Below are 14,334 nucleotides of genomic sequence, written 5' to 3' on the forward strand. Positions count from 1 at the left end.
GACAGGAGGGCGGCGGCCGGGAATACCCGGCTGCCGCCCTCCTGTTGTGACTGGCTTCGCTGCCGCGAAGCGCCGCGGAGACTAGGCTACGCGGACTGCGGAGTAGCCGCCGAGCCAGCTGATGGAGTGGACCTCGGTGCTGTAGCCGTTGACGCCGCCACTGACAACCTGGCCGTCGCCGGCGTAAACGCCAACGTGGCCGGAGGTGATGATCAGGTCACCGGGGGCGGGGGCGCTGACAACGGTTCCGTACTGGAAGAACTGGGTGGGGGCCAGGTCGCCGACGGACTTGCCGACGGAGCGCAGGGCCTTTTCAACCATTGCGGTGCAGTCCTGGCCCACGCCAACCTGGCTGTAAGCCGATGCCAGGATGGCAGCGCCGGTTCCCGTGCCGGTGGAGGCCAGCGGGGTGGCGGAGGCGTAGGACATGTTCATGCCGGTGTTCGCCGGTGCGGTTGCGGCCGCGGCCTGGACCGGAGCTGCGGCAGGGGCCGGAGCCGGTGCTGCGGTATAGCCTGCGCCGGGGATCTGGATCTGGTCACCGGGGTAGATGATTGAGGACAGGCCCAGTCCGTTGGCGGACAGGACGTCGTTGAGGCTGACGCCGTAGGCGGCCGCGATGGCCCCGATGGTGTCGCCGGCTACGACGGTGTGGACGTTGCCTGCTGCGGCGGCGGGTGCTGCTGCCGGGGCTGCAGGTGCGGAGTACGCCTGGACGCTGGTGTTCTCAGTGGTGTCCGGACCGGTGACGCCTGCATGGGCCGGGGCTCCGACGCCGAATGCAATGCCTGACGCTGCAGCAACTGCGAGCGCCGGGCGGCCCAGCGAGCGGGCCTGGGACTTGGCGGTTACGGCGAGGCCCTCGAGCACAATGGAGCGGGCCGGAGTCGCGCGGTGACGGGCAGTAATGGAATTTTTTGACACGGTTGATCGCCTCTCCCATGCCTGCGGGGTGAGCTGTCGGGTTCGGGCTGGAGATGCCCGGCCGGTAGCGGCTCCGCAAGCGGAGCTCTACCGACTTAACCCCAAGGCCACAAGTGGCCGTGGAAACTTGGTTCCCCCGTCCCTGCCATCTGGAAACGGTGAATCCCATGATCAGCGGCAGGGCTCGGCATACTGATGGGAATGTCCCGTCTGAGAGGGACACCCAAAGACCATAACCCGCTCTCAGGGTCATTGTCACATTTGGATAACATACGAGGTTTTCCTCTCAATTCCGCAAACGTCTTGATGTACCTCGGATTTCGGCGCTGACCCCGCAAGACAGGAAACGGGCAAATGGCGCCGAAAGGGTAACAGTGTGGCTACAGGCCACTGCTTCACCGCGGCACCCGGCGGTAGGCTGCGGAACTATGCCCCTGTTCGTTACAAAGCGGCCGTTCCCGCTGTTCGCGGCCTGATGGCTGTCGCCCTGGCCGGCGCCACCGCACTGCCGGCCGCAGCAGAGGAGGGGCCGCCCGGCGGATACCCCTCCTGGGCAGAGGTGCAGCAGGCACAATCGTCCGAAGCGGCAAAGGCCGCGGAGATCACCGCGATCAACGGGCTGCTCAGCGGTCTCCAGGAGCAGTCGGAGGCGGCCGGGGATGCGGCGGTCCGGGCTGCCGCCGACCACGCCGCGGCGAATGCGGAGCTTCAGGTGGCTGCGTCGAAGTTGGAGACCGTGTCTGCGCAGGCAGCCCGCGCAGACGACCAGCTGGCCCGGTACCGGAAGGACATCGGCGCCCTGGCCGTCCAGTCGTACAAGACCGGCGGGACCAACACCGATTCTTCGTGGCGCTCGATGCCCTGGGGACCAACAGCACGCAAGGGCTCAACGTGGTCAAGATTTCAGGGGATAAGACTGCTGCGCTGGTGAATAAGGCGGCAGCGGCAGGAAAGGTTGCCGCTGCGCTCAGGGAACAGGAACAGCTTGCCAGGAGTGAGCGGGAACGGCTGTCCGGGGAGGCGAGGGCCAAGTCCGAGGCCGCCCGTTCCGCCCGGGACGCATTGGACCGCCAGGTGGCCGGGGAACAGCAGCACGGTGGCGGGCTGACTGCCCAGCTTGCCGCCCTGAGGGGTACGACGGCGGCCCTTGAGGGGGAGTATCGCCAAGGCCAGGCAGCGCGGGCGGCCTACGAGGCGGCCCAGGCGGCCAAGCGCGCCGCCGCGGAGGAGCAAGCCCGCCGCCAGGCCGAAGCTGCCGCCAAGGCCGCAACGGCTGCCGCCCGGCAGCCCCACCAGCCCGGCGCCCCAGCTGCCACTGGCGCTAATCCCGTCCAGGTGGATCCGGCACCGGCCAATTCGGCACCGGCCGCGCCTGCCAACCATCAAGCTCCTGCCGTTCCGGATGCGCCTCCAACGGCGCCGGCCCTGCCAAGCCCGCCCGCCGTCGTCGTTCCTTCCGTTCCCGGTGGAGCTGTCAACGATCCGGCCGGGGCGAAAAGCTACGCGTCCGGACGCCCTGCTGCCTTTGGATGGGGCCAGGACCAGTTCCTGTGCCTGGCCCGGCTGTGGACCAAGGAATCCAACTGGCTGACCACCGCCACCAACGCCTGGTCCGGAGCTTACGGGATTGCCCGGGCGCTGCCGCCGGGCAAGTATGCCAGCGCCGGCAGCGACTGGCTGACCAGCTACGGGACGCAGGTCGAATGGGGCCTTGGCTATATCCGTGACCGCTACGGTTCGCCCTGCGGGGCGTGGAACCATTCCACGTCCCTGAACTGGTACTGACTGACGCGCTAGGCTTTCCCCATGCCAGATTTCGAACGGTTCCGTCTGCTGCTCGAAGAGGAGCGGGCGCGGCGGGTGGCGCTGCTGCCGGTGCTGCGCGCAGACATCGCCGCGGCGAATTCGGCCCGCCAGGATTCGAACGTCGACGACGAGCATGATCCGGAGGGCGCCACGATCGCCTTCGAACTTTCGCAGGCATCGGCGCTCCTGAAGCAGAGCTCGGCCGGCCTGGACCAGATCGAAGCGGCCCTGGCAAGGCTGGCCGGGGGAAGCTACGGAACCTGCGCCGTCTGCGGGGAACCCATCGCCGAAGGAAGGCTCGAGGCACGCCCCTGGACCCCGTTTTGCATCCTGCACGCCTCCTCGGGGCGCGGACGGTGACGGAGATGGCGGACGTTGTGTCCGCTGCGGCGGATTTCGTGGACCGGACCCTGCAGAACGAAGGCGCCTGGTACCGCGCAGACGACGTCGGCAACCGGCTGGGCGGCGTGCTGGCCTCCTACGGTTCCTCCATAGGGGCCGTCCGCGGCACGGTCCGCGACGCCCTCCGCAAGTTCAAGGACCTGGACCACGATGGAACCGTGATGCTTGCCTCCGCCCTGTGGGGGCAGCCAAGGCCCGGATCGCGCCCCGTTTTCGAGCGCCGCCTGGCCGCCGTCGTGCTGCTGCAGTCAAAGGTGCGCCTGCTCAGGCATTCGGACCTGACCCGCCTGGAAGGCTTCCTTCGCTCAGCCCAGGCAGCGGACCTCACGGAGCCTCTGCTCTCCGATGTCCTGGTGCCGCTGCTGGCAGGGCTGGGGGAGCGTGAACGGCAGCGGGCCGGCGTGGTGCTGGCGCGGTGGCGGGAGGACCCGGACCCCGAACTGCGGGCGGCGGCCGGTGCCCTGTCAAAGGAATTGACCCTGTAAATTGAACCTCTCAACAGGCCAAACAAGGAGATCCACATGAATGAGCCGTTTGACCTTGAGCGCTTTGTTGCCGCGCAGAACACCGGCGGAGCCTATGAGCAGGCGTTGGGGGAGCTGCAGGTCGGCAGGAAGTCCGGGCACTGGATGTGGTTCATCTTCCCGCAGATTGCCGGGCTGGGGCAGAGCGCCATGTCGCGCAAATTTGCCATTTCGTCCCTGGCTGAAGCCCGGGCGTACCTTGACCACGAGGTGCTGGGACCGCGGCTGCTGGAGTGCGCTGTGGTCCTGGCCAACCACGCCGACCAGTCAGCCGAGGACATTTTTGGCGGCATCGACGCGAAGAAACTCCGCTCCTCCATGACACTGTTTCTCCGGGCGGCACCCGGAGAAACAGTGTTCAAGACGGTCCTGGCCCAGTTCTTCAACGGCGAACCCGACCCCGCCACCGACGAGCTCCTGGCGGACCGGGACGCGGCCGGCTGACCGCGCCCGGGACCGCCGTGGGAGCTGTTAACGCCGTGGGAGCTGTTAACGCCGTGGGAGCTGTTAAGGAGTGGGGCTGCCTCCGTTGACGTTCAGCGTTTCGCCCACCACGTAGCTGGACTCCGGGGACGCCAGGAAGACGTAGGCGGGGGCCAGCTCGGCAGGCTGGCCGGCACGGCCCAGCGGCGTGGACTGGCCGAACTCCGGCAGCTGCTCCTTGGGCTGGCCGCTGCTGACCTGCAGGGGAGTCCAAATCGGACCGGGAGCCACAGCGTTTACGCGGATGCCCTTGGGTGCCAGCTGCTGGGCCAGGCCCTTGGTGAAGTTGTTGATGCTCGCCTTGGTGGTGGCGTAGTCCACCAGGGTGGGGGACGGGTTGTAGGCCTGGATGGACGTGGTGTTGATGATCGTGGAACCTGCGGGCATGTGCGGCACGGCGGCCTTGGTCACCCAGAACATCGCGTAGACGTTGGTCTTCAAGGTGTGGTCGAACTGCTCGTCGGTAATGTCCTGCAGGTCCTCCTGGGCCACCTGCTTCCCGGCGTTGTTGACCAGTATGTCCACTCCGCCCAGGACGGCCAGCGCCGTGTCCACCAGGTCGCGGCACGCGGCGGAGTCCTTGAGGTCACCGGGCACCTTGACGGCCTTGCGGCCGGCCGCTTCGATGATTCCGGCGATGCGCGAGGCATCCTCTTCTTCCTGCGGCAGGTAGGAAAGGACGACGTCGGCGCCTTCCCGCGCAAAGGCGATCGCCGTCGCGGCCCCGATGCCGGAGTCCGCCCCGGTCACGACGGCCCGGCGGCCTTCCAGCCGGCCGGTGCCGCGGTAGGTTTCCTCGCCGAGGTCGGCCTTGGGCTCCAGTTCGGCATCAAGGCCCGGCTCGGGCTGGTGCTGCTTGGGCGGGGAGATTGTTTCGTAGGCAGTCACGGGATTACGGAAAGTGTACTGGTCAGTCATGGTGGTCCTCCTGTTCGTGCGGACGCGGGCGGTTTCGTCGCCCCGGAAACTGAAGCAGGCTGCGGTTTGCGCCGTGACGGGGGCAAAAAGCTAAGCATGCTTACGGTTCCTAGCCTAGGCAAGACTCTGTTTCCTGCCAAGCGGCTGGGCTGCTCGGCCGCGCTCAACTTCCACCAGCCGCACCTCCGCCAACTGCCCGGCGTCAACCGTGGCCTGCATGAAGGTGCACGCAGGCTGGCGGCGGCGGTCCGTGGGTGAGCCGGGGTTCAGCAGCCGCAGCCCTTTCGGCGACACCGTGTCCCAGGGAATATGGCTGTGGCCGAACACCAGGACATCGGCAGCCGGGTAGAGCGCCTCGCACCGCAGTTCCCGGCCCTTGGCCGGGCCCGTCTCGTGGACCATCGCAAAGCGGACCCCGCCGAGGGTGGCGGTGGCGGTTTCGGGCAGGCGGCGGCGCAGTTCCGGGCCGTCATTGTTGCCATAAACGCCCAGGAACCGTTTGCTGCGGCGCTCGAATTCGTCAAGCAGCGCCGCCTCCACCCAGTCGCCGGCGTGGAACACCACGTCGGCACTGTCGACGGCGTCCCACACTTGCCGGGGCAGGTTCCGGGCGCGTTTGGGCACGTGCGTATCGGCAATCAGGACCAGGTTCAACGCCATACCGGAATCCTGCCATGGGGCCCTGTTCGCGTGCGGTCATGAGTCGTAATCTGGGGGCTTGGAGGTGATGGCCATGGAGGCAGCCCAAGGCGACCGCATCGTGGTGCATGGAAGGACCGTGGGGTCCTCGGACCGGCACGGGGTGATCCTGGAAGTCCGTGGTGAGGGGGGCAGCCCACCCTACGTTGTCCGCTTCGACGACGGGCACGAAACGGTCATGTACCCCGGCGGCGATTTCGCCGTCGACCACGGGCACAAGACCTGAGGGTCCGGCGTACACCTGCCGGTGCTTCTCTTCACCTGTCCTTGCTTCACCTGTCAGACTGGAGCAATGGATTTCTTCCCGTCCGCCAGCACGTCCTCCACTCCGCCGCCCCGCACCGGTCCCCGCGACCCGGGCGACGCCTGGGTGGAAGGGGAGCGCGGCAGGTACTGGGGCAGGTTCGGCGCAGCCGGCGTCCTGGCCTACGACCCCGCAAAAGGCGTGCTGCTGCAGCACCGTGCCGTCTGGAGCCACAACGGTGGAACCTGGGGACTGCCCGGCGGGGCACTGCACGAGGGCGAGGAGCCGGTGGACGGCGCCCTCCGCGAAGCCTACGAAGAGGCTGCCGTCCCGTCCGAAAGCGTGGAGGTGCTGTTCACCTCGGTGCTGGACCATGGCTACTGGTCCTACACCACGGTGGTAGTGCGGGTGCGGGAATCCTTCGAACCCGTCATCAGCGATCCTGAAAGCATCGCCCTGCTGTGGATCCCGGTGGCCGAGGTGGACTCCCTGGAGCTGCACCCCGGATTTGCGGCTTCCTGGCCGGACCTGCTGGCGAGGCTGGATACCGACGCGTCCTGGTAGGCGCCGAGGCGTCTAGTGCTTGACCGCGTTCCGGGCTAGTAGCCCTCGCCGTACTCCGCGGTCACGAGGATGGGCAGGTGGTCGGAGTTGCCACGCGGCAGGGTTTCCACGCTGGCGATATCCAGGCCAAGTGACGTGGCGAAGTCGAAATGGCCCTTGAACACCTTGTACCGGGTGTAGGTCCGCCTGTTGCTCAGCGAGAGGGCATACCCTGAGTTCTTCATGTGCATGTCCAGGTTCTTGGTGAAGAACGGGTAGTTGAAGTCGCCCACCATCAGCGTCATCAGGCCCTTGCCCATGCTCAGCAGTTCGGCATGCGCTGCATGGATCTGCTTCCTGCGCAGTGAGTTTGAGGCCGTCAGCGGGGCGGCGTGGAATGAGCCGATCACCAGTTCATGCTGGGTTTCGTTGTCCATGACCCGGGTTCCAATGAGCCGCTCATGGGCCGGGGCCAGGACCCGGTCATGCATGGATTTCTTCAAGGCAAAGGATTGTGTGTCCAGTGCCGTGAAGCGGCTGGTCCGGTAATAGATGGCAAGCCCCAGCCGGTTGCCCTTGGTGACATCTGCCAAATGCAGCGGGCCAAGGGTCTCCGGAAGGTCGCTGGAATCCACTTCCTGGAGGCAGAGAGCATCGATGTCATGGTTCCTGGCCAGGGCGAGAAGTTCGCCGCTGGCCTTGTGCTTGCGGAGGTTGTAGCTGATGACGCGCATGGAACCTCTTTTGAGGGTTGCTGACAGGACCAGTTCCTTACTCTAGTCCGATTGCCCGCCGCACCCTCCAACATTTCGTTGCCTGCTGCAGCGCGTCCTCCACGGCCGGCTCGGGATAGAGTTACTGGCAATTCACTGACTTTCCGTAAGGGGCCAGCCTTGACTGCAGACCTGCCCGAGCTCGCCGAAGGCAATTTCTACTACCAGGAACTCGGCGATGGCCGGTTTCGGTCCACCATCCATGCCCAGGGTGCATGGAACGTCCACGAACAGCACATGGCTCCCGCTTCGGGGCTCATGGCAGATGTGCTGGAACGGCACCAGCCGCGTGAGGACATGCGGATGGGCCGGATCAGCTACGAAATCCTTGGGCTGATCCCGGGCGGCGAGTTCCGTATCGACACCACCACGCTGCGCCCCGGCAGGACCATCGAGCTGGTGCAGGCGGAGCTGGTGGCGGGGGGCCGCACCGCGATCCGCGCCACGGGGTGGCGGCTGCAGACCAGTGACACCGCGGAGGTGGCCGCCATCGAGGATGCTGCAATACCCGGCCCTGACGAATGCAAGCCTTACGATGGCGCCGCCGTATGGCCGGGAGGCTACATCCGGTCCCTTGAGATGCGGGTGGCCGAAGGGCACCGTCCGGGGGCCGGAAAAGTGTGGCTCCGCACCGACCACCCCCTCACCGACCGTGCCGACAGCGGGGACTTCGCGCGGCTCATGGGCCTCGTGGACACCGCGAACGGCATCGCCGCCCGCGTGCCGCCGGGCAAGGACAGCTACTCGTTCCCCAACCTGGACCTGCAGATCCACATGTACCGCCGGCCGGAGGGCGAATGGCTGGGACTGGACAACGCGGTGTCGTTTGGCCGCGACGGAATCGGTCTCACGTCCACCGTCCTGCACGACCGGCAGGGCCCGTTCGGGCGGGCTGAACAGATCCTGACGCTGCGCAAGTCCTGACGCTGGATAAATCCTGATCCGCAGATCCTGCCACTGCCGCCGTCTGTGCCTTTGTCCCCGGCTATGCGCACGGCATATATCGCTGAGTATCGTTGTATATCGTTCGCGATCGGCAAAGGAGTTCATCATGCGTGCTTCACACCCTGTGGGGGGATTCGGCGGGAACAACCTGGACGGCATGTGGCAGGCCGTGGAGGAGCTGCGCTCCCGGTTTGAAAAGCGGGTTGGAACCCGTGCCGGGAAAGGCGAGGTGCGGGCAGCGGTGCTGGCCCTCCTCGCGGAACGGCCGATGCACGGCTACCAGATCATCCGGGAGATCGAGGAGCGCAGCGGCGGCAGCTGGAAGCCGAGCGCAGGTTCCGTCTATCCCACCCTGCAGCTGCTGGCCGATGAAGGATCCATCAGCGCCGAGGAATCCAACGGGCGGAAGATCTACTCGTTGACCGAAGCCGGCCGCGAGGAGGTGGCGGCCCAGCATGGATCTGCGCCTTGGGACCCCGCGGCTGCCACGGGCGGCGGCGGGATCGGGTCCCTCCCCAAGGCCGGGATTGAACTGGCGCAGGCGGCTGCGCAGGTAGGCCGGACAGGCTCACCCGAACAGGTGCAGCAGGCAGTGGCGGTATTGGACGAGGCCCGCCGGCGGCTCTACTCCATCCTCGCCCAGGACTGAAGGGGTGTCCTCGATCGTCCATGCCAGGGCGGACCCGCCACCGGCGGTGCGGGAGCACCGCGGGCGCTACCGGCGGATCCTGCGCTTCGCCGCCGCGAACCTTGCAGCCACGTGGTGGTTCGAGCTGTTCCTGCCGCGGATCGGTCTTGGCGGGGTTGCCGCCCGGACGCGTTCCCGGCGGATGCAGCGCTTTGCCCGGCGGTTCCATGACCTGGCCGTGGAGCTCGGCGGCCTGATGATCAAGGTGGGCCAGTTCCTGTCCTCCAGGCTTGACGTCCTGCCTCCGGAGATCACGAAGGAGCTCGAAGGGCTGCAGGATGAAGTGCCGCCGGTAGCCTTCCCGGGAATCGCTGCCCTGGCGGCAGGGGAACTGGGCGCGCCCCCGGACCGGGTATTCGCCTCGGTGGACGAGTTACCGATTGCAGCCGCTTCGCTGGGCCAGGCCCACCGGGCGCGACTGAGCCCCCTGGACGCCGGGGACACGGGCCTGGATGCCGTGGTCCTGAAGGTGCAGCGTCCCGGCATAGGTGCCATTGTCGACGTCGACCTGGCCGCGCTGCGGAAGGTGGCGGGCTGGCTCAGCCACATCCGGCTCGTCTCCCGCCGCGCCGACATGCGCGCACTGGTGGAGGAATTCGCACAGATCAGCCTGCAGGAGATTGATTACCTGCACGAGGCCGTCAACGCCGAGCGCTTCGCGGCCGATTTTGCCGGTGATGACCGGGTGGCTGTACCTGAAGTTGTCTGGGAGCGGACAACCCGCCGTGTGCTGACACTCGAGGACGTTACGGCGATCAAGATCACCGATGTCCGCGCACTCCGGGCTGCCGGCATCGACCCCGCCGCGGTTGCCCCGGTCTTCGCCGCCATCATGTTCGACCAGCTGTTCACCAACGGCTTCTTCCACGCCGACCCGCACCCGGGGAACATTTTCGTCACCCCGGCCCCCGCGGGCACAGGCGGACTTCCCTGGAAACTGACGTTCATCGACTTCGGCATGATGGGTGAGGTTACTGCCTCCACGCGCAGCGGCCTGCGGAAGCTCCTGATCGCCGCAGCCGCCCGCGACGGCAAGGGACTGGTGGCGGCGATCAACGATGTGGGCGTCCTGATGCCCTCAGCGGACAGCGTGGCCCTGGAACGCGCCATGACCCAGCTTTTTGCCCGCTTCGGCGGCATGGGCTTTGCCGAGCTCCGCGAAGTCGATCCCCGGGAGTTCCGCGATTTCGCCGTGGAGTTCGGGGATGTGGTCCGCTCGCTGCCGTTCCAGCTGCCGGAGAATTTCCTGCTGATCATCCGTGCCATGTCCCTGACATCCGGGGTGTGCAGTGCACTGGATGAACGCTTCAACCTCTGGGACTCGGTGGAACCCTATGCGGCACAGCTGCTGCGCAACGAGCGCGGCAACCTTGTCCAGGACGTGGCCCGGCAGGCGGTGGACGCCGCCGGTGTGGCTCTCCGCCTGCCAGGCCGGCTGGATGCCCTGGCCGGCCGGCTTGAAGAGGGATCGCTGCAGGTGGCCGTTCCGCGGCTGGAGCGGCAGGCAGCACGGCTGGAACGGGCGGGAAGGCGGATCGGCTCCGCCGTGGTTTTCGTCGGCCTGCTGGTGGCCGGCGCCATTGTCCGCGCCGACGACGTGGTGTTCGGCAACGTGCTGATGGCCACGTCATCCCTTCCCCTGCTGCACGCCTTGTGGGCGGGGCGCCGGGGCCGTTAAGGCTGCTGCCGCCGTCGGGCGTAACCTAAGGATGGCCCGTCCGCCTTCAACCCAGGAGCTTCGCCACAATGCACCACACCGGTACTGGACTCCGCACGCTCACCGTGGTGCGGCAGGACGTGTCCCTTGGCGCGGGCCGCGACCTCGAATTCGGCCTGGAGCTGTTGGCCCGGGCCAGGGGCGGCGGCATTGGCCCCACCCTGCGGCTGTACCGCCCCGCCCCCACCGTTGCGTTCGGGCAGCGGGACACCCGCCTGCCAGGCTTCGACGCGGCAGCGCAGGCCTGCAGGGACAACGGCTTCGAACCCCTGGTCCGGCGGGCAGGCGGCCGCGCTGCCGCATACCATCAGGGCACCCTGGTGGTTGACCATATCGAACCGGGCGCCGACGCCGTCGCCGGTTCCAAAGCCCGGTTCGGCTACTTTGGTGAATTGTTTGCGCAGGCGCTGCGGAGCGTCGGGGTGCAGGCGGCGGTGGGGGAAATCCCGGGGGAGTACTGTCCCGGCGAATTCAGCGTGCATGGAACGGACCCGGCGGACAACTCCCGGCGGGTGAAACTCGTGGGTACAGCGCAGCGGGTGGTCTCCGGCGGCTGGCTCTTCAGCTCCGTCATTGTGGTGGAGGATTCCGCCCCCATCCGCAAGGTCCTTACCGACACCTATGCTGCGCTGGGCCTGGACTGGGATCCTGCCACCGCCGGCGCCGCCAACGATCTGGTCCCCGGCCTGGACGTGGCAGCCGTTGAGCAGGCCCTGCTGGAAACATATGCGGGCCATGCCGCCCTGGAAACTGCCTCATTCAGCAGCCTGGGGGCATGACCCGCAGTGGGTTGCGGCGACGCCGCGTGCCGTGGAACGGTCAGGCAGCCAGGCGGCTCTTGACCTCGGCGGCCGACGGGTTGGTGGCCGCGGAGCCGTCCGGGAACAGCACCGTGGGGACCGTGCGGTTGCCGCCGTTCAGCTGCTCCACAAGGTCGGCCGTGCCTTCCACCTCTTCGATGTTGATTTCCGTGTAGCCGATGCCCTGCGCATCCAGCTGCTTCTTGAGCCGGTTGCAGTAGCCGCACCAGGTGGTGGAGAACATGGTGATGGTGCCGGATTCGGGAGTGAAGTCCACAGGGAGCTCCTAAACGTCGCTTGAAAGGTTTCCTTACCGTCAACCGTAGCGCGGCCGGCGGTATTCCCCGGCGTTGAAGGCCCGGCGGTGGCGTGGGATGACAGTATGTGGCGGGCGGTGGCAAGCTGGTGCCATGTGTGGACGCTACGTAATGGCACGTGCCGTGGGGGACCTCCTGGCCGAATTCGATGCCGAGCTGGAGAACGAGATCAACATTCCGCCGTCGTGGAATGTGGCCCCCACCGATGCAGTACCCATCGTGCTGGAGCGCCTGGTTGATGACAGTGCCGCGCCCCGGCAGGTACGCCAGCTCCACGTGGCACGCTGGGGCCTGGTCCCGTCCTGGGCCAAGGATCCCGGCATCGGCTCCCGCATGATCAACGCCCGCAGCGAATCGGTGCTGGAAAAACCGGCGTTCCGGAAGGCTGTCCAGTCCCGGCGCTGCGCCGTCCCGGCCGACGGCTACTACGAATGGAAGCAGGGCCCGGGAAAGTCGAAGCAGCCCTACTACGTGCACCCGGGCCAGGACCACGGGGTGGTTTTTGCAGGACTTTATGAGTGGTGGAAGGACCCGTCCGTTCCCGAAGGGGATCCGGGCCGCTGGCTGCTCTCAACATCCATCCTCACGGCAGACACGCCACCGCAGGGCTCGGAGTCCACCATCTTCGGGAAGCTGACCGAGCTGCACGACCGCGTCCCCCTGCCCATGGACAGGGACACCATGGAAGCCTGGCTGGACCCGCAGGCGGATGACGCCGCCGGGCTCGTGGACCTGGTGCGGTCCGGAGTCAAGAATGCCGCCGCCGACTGGACGGTGGATTCCGTGGGCAAGGAAGTGGGGAACGTCCGGAACAACGGCCCGGAACTGATCCGCCCGGTCGAAGCCCTGTTCTAGCAGCCGCCGCCGATGGCGCGGCGGGCCTCAGACGGTGACCCGGCCGGCGTCGTCCACTCCCCAGGTGGGGTTGTACGCCACCTCCCAGCGGAATCCGTCGGGGTCGGCGAAGTAGCCCGTGTAGCCGCCCCACGGCTTGGTGACCGGTTCCGCAATGATGGCAGCGCCTGCCTCCGCGGCCTCCGCCATGACCTTGTCCACTTCCCCGGGGCTTCCCACGTTGTGGCTGAGGGTGATGGAGGGGACGCCTGCGGGCGGTCCGGTGACTGCTTGGGCCTGCATCTGGCGTACGTCCCAAAGGGAGAGCACCAGGCCGTGGTTTACCTGGATGAACAGCACCTCCCCGGCAAGCTCCCGGTGCACCGGCCAGCCGAGCCCGTCAACGTAGAAGGCGCGCGATTGCGGAACATTGCGGACTCCGAGGGAGATAAAGTCGACTCTGGGCTCCATGCTTCGATACTGTCAGATGATGGCGACAATTCAAGGAAACGATAGGGATGCCCGGGCCGACAAGGAACAGCTCGCTGCCGTTCGGGTTGCCGTTGACGAAGTGGATGAACAGATTGTCACCCTCATCGCCCGCCGCGAACGGCTGATCAGGATTGCCGGGACGCTCAAGGGCGACGACGCCGAAGTGCGTGCCCCGGGCCGGGTGGAGCGGATCATTGAGCATGTCCGGTCCGCCGCGGAGAAAAAGGACATCGATCCGGACATCGTGGAATCAACCTACCGGGCAATGATCTCCGCGTTCATTGAACTTGAACTGCGGATCCACAACAAGAACAGCTGACATACAGGATGGGGTGGAGGAGCCCCTAAAGGGTTTCCTCCACCGGCACCCCGTGCTGGAACTCCCGCCCGTCCGCCTCGCTGAAGGCCGACAGGACATGCCCCTGCCCGAGCCCGTTCAAGGCAGTGAGGGGAAAGCTTCCAGTGATGCTGTTCTCCGAGTGGGACACCCCGGACAGGTCGTAGTCTTCCTCGATTCCCTGGTCCCGGTTGAACGAGTAGCAGGCAATTGCCTCCCCGTTCATGAATTCAATGCACAGCCGGCGTTGCATTGAATAGTCCGGCGAGGCTCCCATCAGGCCCACCACGTAAGCGCCGGAATCCGGAATGGCGCCGTCGATATCGAACCGTGCGACGAGGGTGGAGTCCTGCGTCTTGATGCTTGCCTGCTTCAGGAGTGCGTCATCGGTACTCATGCCATCATCCTGCTACCTGCCGCACGCTCCGTCCACCCCCGCCTATGTTTTGCCGGCCTCCCGGCGTAGACTGGATTTATTCGAATACATATTCGAATCCTTGTGAGGAAGAACGGTCCGGGAGGCGCGCGTGGGCATGTTCAGCGAGTCCGTTGACGTGGTGTGTTCCGCTGCCGGGCAGCCTGAATCCTTGACCTGGTCAGGAAAGCCGTACCTCGTCTGCGCCGAACCCGTCCGGTGGTATGAACGCCGGCAGTGGTGGGCGGAGGACACCCGGGCTCCGCTGGGAAGCGGGCCAGGCGTCGTGGACCACGAAATCTGGCGGGTCCAGGTGCAGCCTGTCCCGGCGGCGTCCCCTCCGCCGGGTCCAGGGGAAGGCGCGGAACCGCTCACCCTTGATCTGACCCGCCATATCCGCAGTGGCCGTTGGCGGCTGCTGCGGATCCATGACGTCCTTCGCCCTAAAACAGCATGACCACAGAACAGCCTGA

Annotated in this window: 21 protein-coding genes and 1 riboswitch; of the genes, 14 read left to right on the plus strand and 7 right to left on the minus strand. The window is 66.6% G+C overall.

The genetic code is table 11. From position 1 onward, the window contains the following. Positions 1-81: 81 nt before the first annotated feature. The gene (locus QFZ60_RS09080; RefSeq protein WP_307089910.1) at positions 82-924 is read right to left on the minus strand and encodes a LysM peptidoglycan-binding domain-containing protein; all 843 of its coding nucleotides are present in this window, start codon (positions 922-924) and stop codon (positions 82-84) included. A gap of 3 nt (positions 925-927) precedes the next feature. Further along, positions 928-1,095: riboswitch (cyclic di-AMP (ydaO/yuaA leader) on the minus strand. 205 nt (positions 1,096-1,300) lie between these two features. On the opposite strand from QFZ60_RS09080, the gene QFZ60_RS09085 reads away from it, so the two are divergent. Genes QFZ60_RS09085 through QFZ60_RS09105 form a run of 5 tightly spaced genes read left to right on the plus strand, consistent with a single transcriptional unit; the run spans position 1,301 to position 4,100 of the window. Continuing rightward, positions 1,301-1,855: a hypothetical protein gene (locus QFZ60_RS09085; protein ID WP_307089913.1), complete on the plus strand. Its 555-nt coding sequence runs from the start codon at positions 1,301-1,303 to the stop codon at positions 1,853-1,855. After that, positions 1,816-2,709: a hypothetical protein gene (locus QFZ60_RS09090; RefSeq protein ID WP_307089914.1), complete on the plus strand. Its 894-nt coding sequence runs from the start codon at positions 1,816-1,818 to the stop codon at positions 2,707-2,709. Before QFZ60_RS09085 ends, QFZ60_RS09090 begins: the two co-directional genes overlap by 40 nt. Before the next feature lie 21 nt (positions 2,710-2,730). Beyond that, on the plus strand, positions 2,731-3,090 hold the full coding sequence (locus tag QFZ60_RS09095) for a TraR/DksA C4-type zinc finger protein (RefSeq protein ID WP_307089916.1): 360 nt from the start codon (positions 2,731-2,733) through the stop codon (positions 3,088-3,090). 5 nt (positions 3,091-3,095) lie between these two features. Further along, entirely contained in the window at positions 3,096-3,617 is a 522-nt protein-coding gene (locus tag QFZ60_RS09100; RefSeq protein ID WP_373427671.1) for a DNA alkylation repair protein, read from the plus strand. A 36-nt stretch (positions 3,618-3,653) separates the two neighbouring features. Beyond that, a complete protein-coding gene (locus QFZ60_RS09105) occupies positions 3,654-4,100 on the plus strand; it encodes a DUF1810 domain-containing protein (RefSeq protein ID WP_307089919.1) in 447 nt (148 codons plus the stop codon). A gap of 63 nt (positions 4,101-4,163) precedes the next feature. Here QFZ60_RS09105 and QFZ60_RS09110 read toward each other — a convergent pair whose 3' ends face one another. Both QFZ60_RS09110 and QFZ60_RS09115 read right to left on the minus strand, forming a co-directional pair. Continuing rightward, complete coding sequence (locus QFZ60_RS09110; protein WP_307089921.1) at positions 4,164-5,057, minus strand: glucose 1-dehydrogenase; 894 nt, start codon at positions 5,055-5,057, stop codon at positions 4,164-4,166. A 114-nt stretch (positions 5,058-5,171) separates the two neighbouring features. Continuing rightward, on the minus strand, positions 5,172-5,717 hold the full coding sequence (locus QFZ60_RS09115) for a metallophosphoesterase (protein WP_307089922.1): 546 nt from the start codon (positions 5,715-5,717) through the stop codon (positions 5,172-5,174). Between the two features lie 73 nt (positions 5,718-5,790). Here QFZ60_RS09115 and QFZ60_RS09120 point away from each other — a divergent pair, with 73 nt between their 5' ends. Together QFZ60_RS09120 and QFZ60_RS09125 are read left to right on the plus strand one after the other, a co-directional pair. Next, a complete protein-coding gene (locus tag QFZ60_RS09120) occupies positions 5,791-5,982 on the plus strand; it encodes a DUF1918 domain-containing protein (RefSeq protein WP_142122074.1) in 192 nt (63 codons plus the stop codon). Between the two features lie 66 nt (positions 5,983-6,048). Next, the gene (locus QFZ60_RS09125; RefSeq protein ID WP_142122072.1) at positions 6,049-6,564 is read left to right on the plus strand and encodes an NUDIX domain-containing protein; all 516 of its coding nucleotides are present in this window, start codon (positions 6,049-6,051) and stop codon (positions 6,562-6,564) included. Between the two features lie 35 nt (positions 6,565-6,599). Here the strand turns inward: QFZ60_RS09125 and QFZ60_RS09130 are convergent, their stop codons facing one another. Next, positions 6,600-7,277 (minus strand): endonuclease/exonuclease/phosphatase family protein, encoded by a 678-nt coding sequence (locus tag QFZ60_RS09130; protein ID WP_056336513.1) that lies wholly within the window; start codon positions 7,275-7,277, stop codon positions 6,600-6,602. Between the two features lie 159 nt (positions 7,278-7,436). On the opposite strand from QFZ60_RS09130, the gene QFZ60_RS09135 reads away from it, so the two are divergent. The 4 genes from QFZ60_RS09135 (at position 7,437) to QFZ60_RS09150 (ending at position 11,445) form a co-directional block, all read left to right on the plus strand. Beyond that, positions 7,437-8,240 (plus strand): thioesterase family protein, encoded by an 804-nt coding sequence (locus QFZ60_RS09135; protein WP_307089926.1) that lies wholly within the window; start codon positions 7,437-7,439, stop codon positions 8,238-8,240. Positions 8,241-8,367: 127 nt separating this feature from the next. Next, a complete protein-coding gene (locus QFZ60_RS09140; protein ID WP_307089928.1) occupies positions 8,368-8,910 on the plus strand; it encodes a PadR family transcriptional regulator in 543 nt (180 codons plus the stop codon). 4 nt (positions 8,911-8,914) lie between these two features. Continuing rightward, the gene (locus QFZ60_RS09145; protein WP_307089930.1) at positions 8,915-10,627 is read left to right on the plus strand and encodes an AarF/ABC1/UbiB kinase family protein; all 1,713 of its coding nucleotides are present in this window, start codon (positions 8,915-8,917) and stop codon (positions 10,625-10,627) included. 68 nt (positions 10,628-10,695) lie between these two features. After that, positions 10,696-11,445: a lipoate--protein ligase family protein gene (locus tag QFZ60_RS09150; protein WP_307089932.1), complete on the plus strand. Its 750-nt coding sequence runs from the start codon at positions 10,696-10,698 to the stop codon at positions 11,443-11,445. Between the two features lie 40 nt (positions 11,446-11,485). On the opposite strand, the gene QFZ60_RS09155 is transcribed toward QFZ60_RS09150, so the two are convergent. Then, positions 11,486-11,743 carry a mycoredoxin gene (locus tag QFZ60_RS09155; protein WP_056336530.1) on the minus strand — a complete coding sequence of 86 codons (258 nt, stop codon included), beginning with the start codon at positions 11,741-11,743 and terminating at the stop codon, positions 11,486-11,488. Positions 11,744-11,876: 133 nt separating this feature from the next. Here QFZ60_RS09155 and QFZ60_RS09160 point away from each other — a divergent pair, with 133 nt between their 5' ends. Then, positions 11,877-12,638 (plus strand): SOS response-associated peptidase, encoded by a 762-nt coding sequence (locus QFZ60_RS09160; protein WP_307089934.1) that lies wholly within the window; start codon positions 11,877-11,879, stop codon positions 12,636-12,638. A gap of 27 nt (positions 12,639-12,665) precedes the next feature. Here the strand turns inward: QFZ60_RS09160 and QFZ60_RS09165 are convergent, their stop codons facing one another. Beyond that, the gene (locus QFZ60_RS09165) at positions 12,666-13,088 is read right to left on the minus strand and encodes a VOC family protein (protein WP_307089936.1); all 423 of its coding nucleotides are present in this window, start codon (positions 13,086-13,088) and stop codon (positions 12,666-12,668) included. 16 nt (positions 13,089-13,104) lie between these two features. Here QFZ60_RS09165 and QFZ60_RS09170 point away from each other — a divergent pair, with 16 nt between their 5' ends. Next, positions 13,105-13,428 (plus strand): chorismate mutase, encoded by a 324-nt coding sequence (locus QFZ60_RS09170; protein ID WP_082566821.1) that lies wholly within the window; start codon positions 13,105-13,107, stop codon positions 13,426-13,428. 25 nt (positions 13,429-13,453) lie between these two features. Here QFZ60_RS09170 and QFZ60_RS09175 read toward each other — a convergent pair whose 3' ends face one another. After that, positions 13,454-13,843 (minus strand): hypothetical protein, encoded by a 390-nt coding sequence (locus QFZ60_RS09175; RefSeq protein WP_056336538.1) that lies wholly within the window; start codon positions 13,841-13,843, stop codon positions 13,454-13,456. A gap of 130 nt (positions 13,844-13,973) precedes the next feature. Between QFZ60_RS09175 and QFZ60_RS09180 the strand changes: the two genes are divergently transcribed. Next, a complete protein-coding gene (locus QFZ60_RS09180) occupies positions 13,974-14,318 on the plus strand; it encodes a DUF6504 family protein (protein ID WP_307089940.1) in 345 nt (114 codons plus the stop codon). Positions 14,319-14,334: the final 16 nt, after the last annotated feature.

Origin of the sequence: Arthrobacter sp. B2I5, assembly GCF_030816735.1 — a bacterium.
Classification (GTDB): Bacteria; Actinomycetota; Actinomycetes; order Actinomycetales; family Micrococcaceae; genus Arthrobacter.

Excerpts from the sequence above, each read along its gene's own strand:
- QFZ60_RS09095 (WP_307089916.1), top strand. The coding sequence starts at position 2,731 with ATGCCAGATTTCGAACGGTTCCGTCTGCTGCTCGAAGAGGAGCGGGCG.
- QFZ60_RS09100 (WP_373427671.1), top strand. The coding sequence starts at position 3,096 with ATGGCGGACGTTGTGTCCGCTGCGGCGGATTTCGTGGACCGGACCCTG.
- QFZ60_RS09105 (WP_307089919.1), top strand. The coding sequence starts at position 3,654 with ATGAATGAGCCGTTTGACCTTGAGCGCTTTGTTGCCGCGCAGAACACC.
- QFZ60_RS09110 (WP_307089921.1), bottom strand. The coding sequence starts at position 5,057 with ATGACTGACCAGTACACTTTCCGTAATCCCGTGACTGCCTACGAAACA.
- QFZ60_RS09115 (WP_307089922.1), bottom strand. The coding sequence starts at position 5,717 with ATGGCGTTGAACCTGGTCCTGATTGCCGATACGCACGTGCCCAAACGC.
- QFZ60_RS09120 (WP_142122074.1), top strand. The coding sequence starts at position 5,791 with ATGGAGGCAGCCCAAGGCGACCGCATCGTGGTGCATGGAAGGACCGTG.
- QFZ60_RS09125 (WP_142122072.1), top strand. The coding sequence starts at position 6,049 with ATGGATTTCTTCCCGTCCGCCAGCACGTCCTCCACTCCGCCGCCCCGC.
- QFZ60_RS09130 (WP_056336513.1), bottom strand. The coding sequence starts at position 7,277 with ATGCGCGTCATCAGCTACAACCTCCGCAAGCACAAGGCCAGCGGCGAA.
- QFZ60_RS09140 (WP_307089928.1), top strand. The coding sequence starts at position 8,368 with ATGCGTGCTTCACACCCTGTGGGGGGATTCGGCGGGAACAACCTGGAC.
- QFZ60_RS09150 (WP_307089932.1), top strand. The coding sequence starts at position 10,696 with ATGCACCACACCGGTACTGGACTCCGCACGCTCACCGTGGTGCGGCAG.
- QFZ60_RS09160 (WP_307089934.1), top strand. The coding sequence starts at position 11,877 with ATGTGTGGACGCTACGTAATGGCACGTGCCGTGGGGGACCTCCTGGCC.
- QFZ60_RS09165 (WP_307089936.1), bottom strand. The coding sequence starts at position 13,088 with ATGGAGCCCAGAGTCGACTTTATCTCCCTCGGAGTCCGCAATGTTCCG.
- QFZ60_RS09170 (WP_082566821.1), top strand. The coding sequence starts at position 13,105 with ATGATGGCGACAATTCAAGGAAACGATAGGGATGCCCGGGCCGACAAG.
- QFZ60_RS09175 (WP_056336538.1), bottom strand. The coding sequence starts at position 13,843 with ATGAGTACCGATGACGCACTCCTGAAGCAGGCAAGCATCAAGACGCAG.